The 12,848-nt window shown below is 60.3% G+C and carries 11 protein-coding genes; 7 read left to right on the forward strand and 4 right to left on the reverse strand.

The window, feature by feature from the left end; genetic code table 11:
• Positions 1 to 3 precede the first annotated feature (3 nt).
• Positions 4 to 1,035, reverse strand: a complete 1,032-nt coding sequence (locus FBZ97_RS25020) for a substrate-binding domain-containing protein (RefSeq protein WP_145322491.1) — start codon at positions 1,033 to 1,035, stop codon at positions 4 to 6.
• A 310-nt stretch (positions 1,036 to 1,345) separates the two neighbouring features.
• On the opposite strand from FBZ97_RS25020, the gene FBZ97_RS25025 reads away from it, so the two are divergent.
• The 6 genes from FBZ97_RS25025 (at position 1,346) to FBZ97_RS25050 (ending at position 8,349) form a co-directional block, all read left to right on the forward strand.
• Positions 1,346 to 2,707: an ABC transporter substrate-binding protein gene (locus FBZ97_RS25025; RefSeq protein ID WP_145322493.1), complete on the forward strand. Its 1,362-nt coding sequence runs from the start codon at positions 1,346 to 1,348 to the stop codon at positions 2,705 to 2,707.
• Positions 2,708 to 2,831: 124 nt separating this feature from the next.
• Positions 2,832 to 3,848 (forward strand): sugar ABC transporter permease, encoded by a 1,017-nt coding sequence (locus FBZ97_RS25030; RefSeq protein ID WP_145322495.1) that lies wholly within the window; start codon positions 2,832 to 2,834, stop codon positions 3,846 to 3,848.
• A gap of 1 nt (position 3,849) precedes the next feature.
• Positions 3,850 to 5,004, forward strand: a complete 1,155-nt coding sequence (locus FBZ97_RS25035; RefSeq protein WP_113330076.1) for a carbohydrate ABC transporter permease — start codon at positions 3,850 to 3,852, stop codon at positions 5,002 to 5,004.
• A gap of 36 nt (positions 5,005 to 5,040) precedes the next feature.
• Positions 5,041 to 6,693: an alpha-glucosidase gene (locus tag FBZ97_RS25040; protein ID WP_145322498.1), complete on the forward strand. Its 1,653-nt coding sequence runs from the start codon at positions 5,041 to 5,043 to the stop codon at positions 6,691 to 6,693.
• Positions 6,694 to 6,715: 22 nt separating this feature from the next.
• A complete protein-coding gene (gene ugpC / locus FBZ97_RS25045) occupies positions 6,716 to 7,804 on the forward strand; it encodes a sn-glycerol-3-phosphate ABC transporter ATP-binding protein UgpC (protein WP_113330078.1) in 1,089 nt (362 codons plus the stop codon).
• 191 nt (positions 7,805 to 7,995) lie between these two features.
• Positions 7,996 to 8,349 (forward strand): hypothetical protein, encoded by a 354-nt coding sequence (locus FBZ97_RS25050; RefSeq protein ID WP_113330160.1) that lies wholly within the window; start codon positions 7,996 to 7,998, stop codon positions 8,347 to 8,349.
• 46 nt (positions 8,350 to 8,395) lie between these two features.
• Here the strand turns inward: FBZ97_RS25050 and FBZ97_RS25055 are convergent, their stop codons facing one another.
• Positions 8,396 to 9,112, reverse strand: coding sequence for a TetR/AcrR family transcriptional regulator (locus tag FBZ97_RS25055; RefSeq protein ID WP_246661839.1), 717 nt, complete (start codon positions 9,110 to 9,112; stop codon positions 8,396 to 8,398).
• A gap of 174 nt (positions 9,113 to 9,286) precedes the next feature.
• On the opposite strand from FBZ97_RS25055, the gene FBZ97_RS25060 reads away from it, so the two are divergent.
• Entirely contained in the window at positions 9,287 to 10,117 is an 831-nt protein-coding gene (locus FBZ97_RS25060; RefSeq protein WP_246661840.1) for a DUF3313 domain-containing protein, read from the forward strand.
• Positions 10,118 to 10,158: 41 nt separating this feature from the next.
• Here FBZ97_RS25060 and edd read toward each other — a convergent pair whose 3' ends face one another.
• Positions 10,159 to 11,982, reverse strand: a complete 1,824-nt coding sequence (gene edd, locus FBZ97_RS25065; RefSeq protein ID WP_145322501.1) for a phosphogluconate dehydratase — start codon at positions 11,980 to 11,982, stop codon at positions 10,159 to 10,161.
• A 166-nt stretch (positions 11,983 to 12,148) separates the two neighbouring features.
• Positions 12,149 to 12,847 (reverse strand): 6-phosphogluconolactonase, encoded by a 699-nt coding sequence (gene pgl / locus FBZ97_RS25070; protein WP_113330082.1) that lies wholly within the window; start codon positions 12,845 to 12,847, stop codon positions 12,149 to 12,151.
• Position 12,848 lies beyond the last annotated feature (1 nt).

Consider the following 12,848-nt stretch of genomic DNA (forward strand, 5'->3'; position numbering starts at 1 on the left):
ATATCAGTCGGCCGGCGCAACGCCGGTCGATGCGCGCACGATCAATTCCGCCTTCCATAGTTCTTGGGCCGGGAACGTATCCGTATGCTTGATTTCCCCGATCAGCCGCTCGGCGATGCGCACACCGGCGGCTCGCAGGGACGAGCGGGTGGTCGTCAGCGGCACGGTGAAGTTTTCCGGCTTGAGCAATGTCAACACGTCGTCGTGGGCAATCATCGAGATGTCCTCGCCAAGCCTGAGCTTTGCCTGATTAATGGCGCGAACGGCGCCGAGCGCCAGCACCGTACTCGAGCAAAGCACGGCCGTCGGGCGCTTGTCTTTTTCCATCTGCAGAATGCGTTCCATGGCGAGCAGGCCCTGTTCGTCCGTCATCGGCGTATGGCTGGTGCAGGCCTCCTCAAGCGCCAGGCCACGTTCGGCGAGGGCCGCATCCACGCCGTTCTTCCGGCGAATGGCGAAATCGAGGTAGATCGGGCCGTTCAGAAGAGCAAAGCGCCGATGGCCGAGCTGCAGCAGCAGCTTCGTGGCATCGTAGAAAGCGGCTTCGTTGTCGAGATCCAGGAAGGGATAGTCCGGCTCGGAGCCGATCGATCGTCCATGCACGAGGAAGGGCATGGAGAGCGACTTCAGCATTTCCAGGCGGGGGTCGTGGCCGCGCATATAGTTGACGAACAGCGCGTCGACATTGCCGCTGGCGGCCAGTCGTCGCAAGGCGCCGACCTCATCATTCGGATCCGCCGGCGTCAATACGAAATGGAAGTCGTGCCGCAAGGCTTCTTCGCCAAGGCCGGTCAGAAACTCCGAGAAGTGCACATCCGAGGAATTTCCGGGTGAGGTCGGCATGACGAGCCCGATTGAGCCGGCTTTGCCGGTCGCTAGTCTCTGGGCCGCCTTGTTCGGTCGGTAGCCGGTTTCCCGAACCGCTTTGAGAACGCGCTCGCGAGTCTCGCGATTGACCTCCGGATATCCGTTCAATGCCCGGCTGACTGTCGTCTGCGACAGCCCGAGCATGTGCGATAGCTGTTTCAGATTCACGGTATTTCGGCTCCTCCAACTGCATGCCGCCACGATGCCGAGACAACCTCCCGAAAAGTCTCAGGCTTTCAAAGCGCTTTCAATTATGTAGCAGCAGAAGCGTGGGAGACAAGATAATTAGTGAAAAATCGACATGCATTCTATGCTGCAACGCGAGAATTGCTGTGTATACTGGCTGAAATCTGAAAATCGCTTGACTTTATCCCGCTCTCAATGGATGACAGGAGTAGCCAAAGCGCTTTGAGGAATGGGGCGCGCAGCACAAAACTGTGCCGGGCTCATGGGTTTCGTTATTAGGGAGGACAACCGCATGAAGAAAATGTTTCTGATGACCGTCGCTGCCGCCGCTCTGGTGGCCGGTGCGGCGATGGCTGCCGATCTGAAGTTCCAGCCGGGCCAGGACTCCAAGTTCAACTGGAAGAGCTATGACGACTTCAAGGCGGCGCATGCCGACCTGAAGGGCGAGACGCTGACCATCTTCGGCCCCTGGCGCGGCGAGGACGAGGCTCTCTTCACCAGCGTCCTGAACTACTTCACCGAAGCGACCGGCGTAAATGCCAAATATTCGTCCTCGGAAAATTACGAGCAGCAGATCGTCATCGACACGCAGGCGGGGTCGCCGCCGAATGTCGCCATTCTCCCGCAGCCGGGCCTGCTCGCCAACCTTGCCAGCAAGGGCTATCTAACGCCGCTCGGTGATGATCTCTCGTCCTGGGTCAAGACCAATTACGGCGCCGGCGACAGCTGGGTCGGCTACGGCACCTACAAGGGCAAGGACGGCAAGGACGCCTTCTATGCCTTCCCCTACAAGGCCGACCTGAAGTCGCTGGTCTGGTATGTGCCTGAGAATTTCGAGGAAGCCGGCTACAAGGTTCCGACGACCATGGAGGACCTGATCAAGCTTTCGGATCAGATCGTCAAGGATGGCGGTACCCCCTGGTGCATCGGCCTCGGTTCTGGCGGTGCGACCGGCTGGCCGGCAACCGACTGGGTGGAAGATCTGATGCTGCGTCTGAATACGCCGCAGGATTATGATCACTGGGTCGATAACTCGCTGAAGTTCAATGATCCGAAGGTCGTTGCGGCGATCGATGAATTCGGCAAGTTTGCAAAGAATCCGAAATATGTTGCCGGCGGTGTTGCGGCCGTTGCCTCGACCGACTTCCGTGACAGCCCGAAGGGCCTCTTCACGGTCCCACCGAAGTGCTACCTTCACAAGCAGGCATCCTTCATCCCGTCCTTCTTCCCGGAAGGCACCAAGCTCGGCCAGGATGCGGACTTCTTCTACTTCCCGCCCAGCGCCGCGCATCCTGAACTCGGTAAGCCGGTTCTCGGTGCCGGCACGCTGGCAGCCATCACCAAGGATTCGAAGGCCGCTCGCGCCTTTATCCAGTTCCTGCAGACGCCGATCGCCCAGGAAGTCTGGATGGCCCAGTCCGGCTTCCTGACGCCCTACAAGTCCGTCAACACGGCTGCCTACGCCAACGACACGCTGCGTAAGGAAGGCGAAATTCTGACCACGGCGACCACCTTCCGCTTCGACGGTTCCGACCTGATGCCGGGTAAGATCGGCGCAGGCTCGTTCTGGACGGGCATGGTGGATTTCGTCGGCGGCAAGTCCGCTCAGGATGTAGCCGACGGTATCCAGAGGTCCTGGGACGCCATCAAGTAAGACATCATAGCCCTGCCGTCGCCGGCATTTCGCCGGCGGCGCCATACTGCATATAACGACGCGCCCTTCAGCGCGGCCGATGCCCGACTGATGGACAAAAGCAGAGAATTCGGGGAGGGAAGGGATGTTTTCGCAGATCGTATCGGCGATTGGCGCCATGATATTCGGCGTTGCCATTTGCGCCGCTTATTTTTGGTTCTCCAACAAGTTTCTGGACGTGATTTTCCCTGCGCGGGAGGGTGGCGACGTCCATCAGGCGGCTGTCAATCTTCGCCGCCGTGGCCTCATCCGCCCCTGGCTGTTTTTGGGGCCGGCACTGCTCCTGCTCATCGTCTATCTCGTCTATCCGGTCGTCGCGACCTTCATCCTGTCCTTCTACGGGCCGGACGGCAGCAAATTCGTCGGCGGTGCCAACTATATGTGGGCGCTCAACGATACCGAATTCCGCCAGTCGATCTTCAACAACATTCTCTGGTTGGCCGTGGTTCCGGCCGCCTGCACCTTCTTCGGCCTCGTCATCGCCGTCATGACCGACCGCATCTGGTGGGGCAACATCGCCAAGGCCGTCATCTTCATGCCGATGGCGATTTCCTTCGTCGGCGCCTCGGTCATCTGGAAATTCATCTATGAATATCGTGGCGGCACCGACGCGCAGATCGGCCTACTGAATGCCATCGTCCAGTTGTTCGGCGGCACGCCGGAGGTCTGGATCACCATTCCGTTCTGGAACAACTTCTTCCTGATGGTCATGCTGATCTGGATCCAGACCGGTTTTGCCATGGTCATCCTTTCGGCGGCCCTGCGCGGCATTCCGGAGGAGACGATCGAAGCGGCCGTCATCGATGGCGCCAATGGCTGGCAGATCTTCTGGAAGATCATGGTGCCACAGGTCTGGGGCACGATTGCCACGGTTTGGACCACGATCACCATCCTTGTCCTCAAGGTGTTCGACATCGTGCTCACCATGACCAACGGTCAATGGAACACGATGGTGCTCGCCAACCTGATGTTCAACTGGATGTTCCGCGGCGGCGGCGACAGTGGTCGAAGCGCCGTCATCGCGTTGGTCATCATGATCGCGGTCACGCCGATCATGATCTGGAACATCCGCCGTGCAAACGCAGAAACGAAGGGGCGCTGACATGATTGGAAATCTCGGTCGTATCGGCCCCGCCCGCATCTTCGTTCACGCCGCGGTATTGCTCATCGTCCTTATCTGGCTGTTGCCGACGCTCGGCATCTTTGTCACGGCACTGCGCGACAAGGATCAGATCGTCGCTTCCGGCTGGTGGACGGCCTTTGCCGGCTCGTCGCGCACCACGGCAGCCCGCCTCGACGGTCCGGATAAGGCAAAGCCGGACGGCGCAAATTTCGTGATATCAGGCACGCTCGCCGTCGAAGGCGGCGGCAAGATCCAGTCCTTCGGCCTGCGCGTACAGGAGCCGGCAGCCTACAAGGCTGGCGCTCCCGCCGCACTGGAAAATGGTGAGACGCTGACGATCAACTCTGACGGAAGCTATCGCTATCAGAAGAATGGCCCGTTCGAAGCTGATGCGCGGGCGAAGCGCGTCTATTTGACGGTCGCCACGCCGCCGCAATTCACGCTCGACAACTATCGCAACGTGCTGGGCGGCGAGGGTATCGGCCAGTCCTTCATCAACTCGCTGACGGTAACGATTCCCGCGACGGTCATTCCGATCCTGATCGCTGCCTTTGCGGCCTATGCGCTTGCCTGGATGGAGTTTCCAGGTCGCGCGATTCTGATTGCGCTCGTCGTCGGCCTGATCGTCGTGCCGCTGCAGATGTCACTGATTCCGCTTCTGCGCATTTATAACGAGATCGGCCAGATGTTCGGCGTGCCGTCGAAGACCTATCCAGGCATCTGGCTGGCGCACACGGCCTTCGGTCTGCCGCTCGCCATCTATCTCCTGCGCAACTATATTGCCGGCCTGCCGAAGGAAATCATCGAATCCGCCCGCGTCGATGGCGCCAGCGATTTCGATATCTTCGTCAAGATCATCCTGCCGCTGTCATTCCCGGCACTGGCCTCCTTCGCGATCTTCCAGTTTCTCTGGGTGTGGAACGACCTTCTGATTGCGATGGTCTTCCTCGGCACCGACAAGGATCACCTCGTGCTCACGGCCGCCCTCAACGCGCTGCTCGGCTCGCGCGGCGGCAACTGGGAAATCCTGACGGCCTCGGCCTTCGTCACTATCCTTATCCCACTCCTCGTCTTCTTTGGTCTGCAGCGCTATCTCGTGCGCGGTCTGCTTGCCGGGTCGGTGAAGGGGGGCTGATTCAAAAACACGTACTTACTACAGGACCCATTCAGCATGAGCATTGCTCTTCAATCGGCTTCGGAAGTTGACAAGGACTGGTGGCGCGGCGCCGTGATCTATCAGATCTATCCGCGTTCCTATCAGGACTCCAACGGCGACGGCATCGGCGATCTCAAGGGCATCGCCGTCCGCCTGCCGCATGTCGCATCGCTTGGCGTCGATGCGATCTGGATTTCGCCGTTCTTCACGTCGCCGATGCGCGATTTCGGCTATGACGTCTCCAATTACGAGGACGTCGATCCGATCTTCGGTTCGCTCGCCGATTTCGATGCGATGGTGACGGAAGCTCATCGTCTCGGCATCAAGGTGATGATCGATCTGGTGCTGTCGCACAGCTCGGATCGCCATCCCTGGTTCGTCGAGAGCCGTTCGAGCAAGAATAACCCCAAGGCCGACTGGTACGTCTGGGCCGATGCCAAGCCGGACGGCACGCCGCCCAACAACTGGCTGTCGATCTTCGGCGGCTCGGCCTGGGCGTGGGATCCGACCCGCATGCAATATTACCTGCACAACTTCCTGACCTCGCAGCCGGATATGAACCTGCATAATCCAGAGGTGCAGGATCGCTTGCTTGATGTCGTACGTTTCTGGCTCGACCGTGGCGTCGATGGCTTCCGTCTCGACACCATCAATTTTTACTTCCACGACAAGGAATTGCGCGACAACCCGGCGCTGGAGCCCTCGCGCCGCAACGCCTCCACTGCACCGGCGGTCAATCCCTATAACTTCCAGGAGCATCTCTACGACAAGAACCGCCCCGAGAACCTGGAATTCCTGAAGCGCTTCCGTGCCGTCCTCGACGAATATCCGGCGATTGCCGCCGTCGGCGAAGTGGGCGACAGCCAGCGTGGCCTCGAAATCGTCGGCGAATACACCTCCGGCGGCGACAAGATGCATATGTGCTACGCCTTCGAATTCCTGGCGCCGGATGCCCTGTCGCCGGATCGCGTCGAAGAGGTGATGAACGACTTCGACACGGCTGCTCCGGAAGGCTGGGCGTGCTGGGCCTTCTCCAACCACGACGTCGTGCGCCATGTCAGCCGCTGGGGCAATCTGGTGGCGGACCGCGATGCTTTCGCCAAGCTCTATGCGGCGCTGCTGCTGACCCTGCGCGGTTCCGTCTGCCTCTATCAGGGCGAGGAACTGGCGCTGACGGAAGCCGATCTCGCCTATCAGGACCTGCAGGACCCCTATGGCATCCAGTTCTGGCCGGAATTCAAGGGGCGAGATGGTTGCCGCACGCCGATGGTCTGGGACAGCCAGGTGACACAAGGCGGATTCTCGGCGGTTAAGCCATGGCTGCCGGTGCCGGTCGAACATATCCTGCGCGCCGTCAGCGTCCAGCAGGGCGATGAAAATTCGGTGCTGGAGCAGTACCGTCGCTTCCTTGCCTTCCGCAAGCAGCACCCGGCTTTCGCCAAGGGCGAAATCGCCTTTTCGGAGCCGCAGGGTGATGTGCTGATCTATACCCGCACTTACGCCGGCGAGACCATTCTTTGCGTCTTCAACATGAGCCCTGTCGAAACGCTGGCGACCCTGCCTGACGGCAATTGGCAGGCGTTGACGGGACACGGCTTTACCAGCAACAACTACGGCAGCAGGATCGATATTCCGGCCTGGGGCGCCTACTTCGCGCGTCTTGCCTGAGCCTTTGGGAGGAGGAAGCATAATGACGGGACTTGTTCTGAAGGATATCAAGAAATCCTACGGCAGCGTGCATGTGCTGCACGGCATCGATCTGGAGATCAACGAAGGCGAATTCATCGTCTTCGTCGGCCCCTCCGGCTGCGGCAAGTCCACCTTGCTCAGGATGATCGCCGGCCTGGAGAGCATTACGGCCGGGGATATGATGATCGCCGGACAGAAGGTGAATGAGGTGCCGCCGTCGCGGCGCGGCATTGCCATGGTCTTCCAGTCCTACGCGCTCTACCCGCATATGACAGTCTACGACAACATGGCCTTCGGCATGCGCATCGCCGGCGAAAGCAAGCAGGAGATCGACCGTCGCGTGAGGGCGGCGGCAGCGAGCCTGCAACTCACGCAATATCTGGAGCGTCTGCCAAAGGCACTTTCGGGTGGTCAGCGCCAGCGCGTCGCCATCGGCCGCGCCATCTGCCGCAATCCGAAGGTCTTCCTGTTCGACGAGCCGCTGTCGAACCTCGACGCCGCGCTCCGTGTCGCGACCCGCATCGAGATCGCCAAGCTCAGCCAGTCGATGCCAGAGACGACGATGATTTACGTCACCCACGACCAGGTGGAGGCCATGACGCTGGCCGATCGCATCGTGGTGCTGTCAGCCGGCCGCGTCGAACAGGTCGGTGCACCGCTCGAGCTTTACGAGCGCCCGGCCAATCTGTTCGTCGCCAAGTTCATCGGCTCGCCCGCCATGAACATCATCCCGGCGACGGTAACCGAAACCGGCTCGACGACCACCGTGACGCTGACGGGCGGCAAGGCCGTGACGCTGGATGTTCCGACGACGGCCGACGAGAAGGGCAAGACAGCGAGCTTCGGGGTGCGTCCGGAAGACCTGCGTGTCGCAACCGGTGACGACTATCTTTTCGAAGGCGAGGTTTCCATTGTCGAGGCGCTCGGCGAAGTGACCCAGCTCTATCTCGAAGGCCTGGTCGATGGTGAGCCGATTATCGTCAAGATTCCCGGCATTGCCGATATTCATCGCGGGCAGAAGATGCGCTTTACGGCCGACCGGCAGAAGCTGCATCTGTTCGATGCCAGCGGCCATTCCTATCGCAAGTAGTGGCTTACGGGAGCGTCGCCGGCTCAAACAAAGGTGAATAACAAAATTCATCTTGGGCCGGCGCGTTCAAACCTTCTGTTAAAGACCGGCTGATAGTCTCCCTCCATAATATACTTCAGGGGTCTACTAAGATGGCCGCGTTCGGCAGAGCTAATTCGGGTCAGCATTTCCTCAACAAAGAAGAATCCTTCATGTATGACCGCGAGGTGCGGTTCCGCATGGAAGATACGATGAATGCGGCGCGCCTCGAATACACCGAAAAGGGTGTGATGAACCTTGCGTCCCGCCGCTGCGATATTATTCGTATCTCGCAGAGCAGTGCGGTTCTCGCGATCCTCACCCAGTATAATCTGCCGAAGCAATTCTATCTGGATATCCCCGACGCGCGCATTACCAAGATCGGCTGCGTGTTGATGAAGGTCTTCTCCAACAACACCGTCGAAGTTCGTTTCCTGCGTCTTCTCACCGAGAAGGAAATGAACAAGATCTTCGTCTACAGCACGCATCCGGCTCATAAGAACCGCGTGCTCGATATCCGCGCCTGATCGACGGCCACAAGAAACGGGCATAGCGATCCGTACGGCAGACGGTTCAGATTTCCGTCCGCCATTTTTCGAGCGCATCCTCAAGATATTTGATCAGCGGCAGTCTGCCATTTTCCCGCAACCATTTGTCGACCGACAGGCGCAGCGGACTGACTGCGATCATCGAAACCAGCCGCAGACCGTCTGGGTCCTTCGTCGGAAACAATTCGCACAGGGCTTGGTAGGCGATTTGCTCGAGCTCCAAAGAGTTGCCTCGTGCGCGGGCGCGCAAGATCTCGCTTTGACGTAAAAGCTTGGCAGTCTCCAGAAGCCGAGGCGCTTCCGCCTCGATACGGACCACAAGTCCCAGGGTGGCTTGATGGACGACCTCTAGGGGGCGCCCGGCCGAGGCACTCTCCATGATGCCAGTCCGCAGCGCATCCATATATCGGCGTTGATGCGCCAGAAGAATATCGTCCTTGCTTTTGAAGTAATAAAAGAAAGTCCGGCGGGAAATCCCGGCTGCTGCCGCAATCTCCTCGATTGTCGTTTCCTGATAACCTTTCTCAAGAAAGGATTTCATTCCGACGTCCGCTATGCGTTGAAAGGTCACGCGGCGCTTCTGTTGGCGCAGGCCTTCCGGCTTGGATGGTGCATCGTGCATTGGATCATTTTGGCATGAGTCGCAACGCCGCTCAAATCTGGCGCATGCCTCGTGGCTCCTTCTCTGTGGTCTCAATCTCTGGTGAAATAAATTCTCCGCTTCGCTCCCCGATTGCCGCAAATCGGCCGATATTAATATTACACTCAGTGCGATATTTAATGTTGATGCTGATGTTCATAACCCGGTGCAGGAGCACAAACATCCATGGCAGCCAATGCAATCTCAAATCACGATGGAAGTAAGACCTGTGGTCCATATGCCGCCGAAAGCCGTCGGAGGCGCGATATTTGCTCGATGGCTCTGCTGTTGAGCGTGCTAGGGGGCTGTGCCGCCGCGCCGCTGGATCGGGCGGGATCCCTGCGATCTTATGATGGCCTGGCTCGATCGGACGGGTTGGTCGCGCATTCGCTTCTGAGGGTGAGCAAGGACGATGTTCTTGCGGCCAAAACCGTGAAGATCATTCCCACGGCCTTTTCCATGCGCGCCGAAAATGCCGCCTTTACACCCAAACAGCGCGATCTCGTCACCAATGCCGTCGACAGGGCGCTTTGTTCCGGATTGAGCGAACGCTTTGCCGTCGTCGGTCTGTCCGAGCCAGCGGATTTGACCGTACGCGCCGTCGTGACGCAGGTCAAGGCAACGAATGCCACCGCCGTCGGAGTCTCGAAAGTCGCGTCCGTGGGTAAGAGCGTATTGCTGCCGGGTGTACCGGTTCCGGTTCCGCGTATTCCGATCGGCATGGGCAGCCTCTCGCTCGAGGCGGAGGCTTTCAGTCCCCAAGGCGTACAGAAGGCTGTCATGATCTGGGGACGTGGCGCGAACGCATTTTTTGATTCGGGCACCATCGCCAAGGAAGGGGATGCCTATAGCCTCGCTGCCAAATTTGGCGGCGATTTCAGCAAGATGCTGGTCAAGGGCAAGACGCCGTTTGGCGCGGCGCCTTCGTTCCCATCCAGGGCGAGATTGGCGGCCCTCGTCGGCCGCGCGCCCAAGTATGAGGCCTGCAAGGCGTTCGGGAAGTCACCGGGCGTAACGGGCTTTGTGGGAGCACGCCTCGGCCTTCCGCCTGCCTGGACCGACAAGGCTCCGCCGGCAGCAGGAAATACGGCATCGAAAGCTCCTTGATCAGCCTTCGATGTCGCCCTGCCGAAATCCGGCGGATAATCTCAATGGCGGAACAGGACGCTTGCGCCCTGATCCGCCGGCCCCGCGGCGTGGCGGAACGGCACGAAGAGCTCGCGGCCCATGCCGAACTCGTTCTCGGAGAGATCAGCGACCACGGGCTCCCGCTCCGCCATATCGGCGGCATCGACGAGAACTTCCAGCGTACCGGCGATCGCATCGATGCGGATGATGTCGCCTTCGCGAATACGGGCGATCGGGCCACCGTCGACGGCTTCCGGCGTTACGTGAATGGCGGCCGGGACCTTGCCCGATGCGCCAGACATGCGGCCGTCGGTCAACAGAGCCACGCGGAAACCGCGATCCTGCAGCACGCCGAGTGCCGGCGTCAGCTTGTGCAGCTCGGGCATGCCATTGGCCTTCGGTCCCTGGAAGCGGACGACGGCGACGAAATCGCGGTTCAGCTTGCCGTCCTTGAAGGCCTGCTGCATCTCGAGCTGGTCGTGGAAGATCACGGCCGGCGCTTCGATGATGTGGCGCTCCGGCTTGACGGCAGAAATCTTGATGACCGCCTTGCCGATATTGCCGCGCAGCATCTTCAGGCCGCCATTGCTCTGGAAGGGCGTGTCGATGCTTGCCAGCACTTTCGGGTCGTGGCTTTTGTCCGGGGCTGGCTCGCGCACCACATTGCCGTCAGCACCGAGCTTGACGTCGATGGAGTAGCTCTCGAGGCCCTGGCCGTAGACGGTGCGCACGTCGTCGTGCAGCAGCCCCTTCTTCAGAAGTTCCTTGATGAGGAAGCCCATACCGCCGGCAGCATGGAAATGGTTCACGTCGGCAAGCCCGTTCGGATAGACGCGGGCAAGCAGCGGGATGATGTCGGAAAGCTCGGAAATATCCTGCCAGGTGAGTACGATGCCGGCCGCGCGAGCCATGGCGACGATGTGCATTGTGTGGTTCGTCGAGCCGCCGGTCGCATGCAGGCCGACGACGCCGTTGACGATCGAGCGCTCGTCGATCATCTCGCCGGCCGGCGTGAATTCATTGCCCATGGCGGTGATGGCGAGTGCGCGCTTGGTCGCCTCGCGCGTCAGAGCCTCGCGCAGCGGCGTGCCGGGATTGATAAAGGAGGCGCCTGGCATGTGGAAGCCCATGATCTCCATCAGCATCTGATTGGAATTGGCCGTGCCGTAGAAGGTGCAGGTGCCGGGGCCATGATAGGATTTCGATTCCGCTTCGAGGAGTTCAGCGCGGCCGACCTTACCTTCGGCATAGAGCTGGCGTACGCGTGACTTCTCGTCGTTCGGCAACCCCGAGGTCATCGGGCCGGCCGGGATGAAGACGGCAGGCAGATGGCCGAAGGAGAGAGCGGCGATGACGAGGCCGGGGACGATCTTGTCGCAGACGCCGAGGTAGACGGCCGCATCGAACATATTGTGCGACAGGCCAACGGCAGCCGACATGGCAATCAGGTCACGCGAGAAGAGCGAGAGCTCCATGCCGGGCTGGCCCTGCGTGACGCCGTCGCACATGGCCGGCACGCCGCCGGCCACCTGGGCGATACCGCCCGCTTGCGCCGCCGCCTCGCGAATGATCGCAGGATAAGTCTCAAAGGGCTGATGTGCCGAGAGCATATCGTTGTAGGAAGTGATGATCCCGAGATTGGGCACGCGGTCTCCGGCCAGCGCATCCTTCTCGGAGGGGGAACAGATCGCGAAGCCATGCGCAAGATTGGCGCAGCCAAGCACGGAGCGCTGCGCGCCCTTCGTTGCGGCATTGCGCAGGCGGTCCAGATAGCGTTCGCGCGTCGGCTTCGAGCGCTCGACGATGCGTGCGGTGATCTTGGAAATGCGGGCGTCAGCGGCCATGGTCGATCTGCCTCCGTCTGTTCTGCGCAATGCCCGAAGATCTGTCTCGGTGGGGCGTGGCGCGGGGTCCAAAAGTCAATGCTTTGTCGCTGCGCCCGCAAGGGCACATGGCGCAGCATAGGTTGCTGTGTCATTCAGGGTTCGATGACGAGGCCCGTCGGCCGTGTCAGGGAGCCCAATAAATCTCGACCGGGGAAGCCGCCCGTCGCAGCATGGAGCGGATCGGCATCTCGGTTTCCTCGCCCGCCGCTTCGGCTTTGGCGAGAACCTCTTTCTTTCCTTCTCCCTCGATATGGAGCACCAGCAATCGGGCATCCTGAAGGCTGGAGAAAGTGAATGTCAGCCGCGGCTCACCGGCACCTTCCGCTTCCATCGTGATGATGCCGCGCGGGGTGTTCGGATCGAGTGCGGTCTTGAGATTGCTGCCGCCGGGAAAGAAGGAGGCGGTGTGGCCGTCATTGCCCATGCCGAGAATGGCGACATCGAAGGGATGGCCGATAGCCTTGGTTTCTTCCGTGGCGATAACTGCAGCCTCTTCGACAGAGGCCGCAGCCTGATAGAGCGGAAGGAACTTGGCGGCTGCCGCCTTGTCCTTCAGCAGGTTTTCCTGAACGAGCAGGTGGTTCGAACGCGGATTGTCCGCCGGCACGAAGCGTTCGTCGACGAGGGTGATCGTCACCTTGCCCCATTCGATCGAGCGCGATGACAGCGCCTGGAAGAAGGCCTTCGGCGTCGAGCCACCGGAGACCGCGATGCTTGCGGAGCCGCGCGTCGCGACGGCGACCGAGAGGGTCTCGGCCACCTTGTCCGCGAGCTTGCCGGCGAGTTCGGCACCATTGGCAAAAGCATGCATATTCGCTGTCATC

The organism is Rhizobium sp. ERR 942 (assembly GCF_007828395.1).
GTDB lineage: Bacteria > Pseudomonadota > Alphaproteobacteria > Rhizobiales > Rhizobiaceae > Rhizobium > Rhizobium dioscoreae.

Excerpts from the sequence above, each read along its gene's own strand:
- FBZ97_RS25025 (WP_145322493.1), top strand. The coding sequence starts at position 1,346 with ATGAAGAAAATGTTTCTGATGACCGTCGCTGCCGCCGCTCTGGTGGCC.
- FBZ97_RS25030 (WP_145322495.1), top strand. The coding sequence starts at position 2,832 with ATGTTTTCGCAGATCGTATCGGCGATTGGCGCCATGATATTCGGCGTT.
- FBZ97_RS25035 (WP_113330076.1), top strand. The coding sequence starts at position 3,850 with ATGATTGGAAATCTCGGTCGTATCGGCCCCGCCCGCATCTTCGTTCAC.
- FBZ97_RS25040 (WP_145322498.1), top strand. The coding sequence starts at position 5,041 with ATGAGCATTGCTCTTCAATCGGCTTCGGAAGTTGACAAGGACTGGTGG.
- ugpC (WP_113330078.1), top strand. The coding sequence starts at position 6,716 with ATGACGGGACTTGTTCTGAAGGATATCAAGAAATCCTACGGCAGCGTG.
- FBZ97_RS25050 (WP_113330160.1), top strand. The coding sequence starts at position 7,996 with ATGTATGACCGCGAGGTGCGGTTCCGCATGGAAGATACGATGAATGCG.
- FBZ97_RS25060 (WP_246661840.1), top strand. The coding sequence starts at position 9,287 with ATGGCTCTGCTGTTGAGCGTGCTAGGGGGCTGTGCCGCCGCGCCGCTG.
- edd (WP_145322501.1), bottom strand. The coding sequence starts at position 11,982 with ATGGCCGCTGACGCCCGCATTTCCAAGATCACCGCACGCATCGTCGAG.
- pgl (WP_113330082.1), bottom strand. The coding sequence starts at position 12,847 with ATGACAGCGAATATGCATGCTTTTGCCAATGGTGCCGAACTCGCCGGC.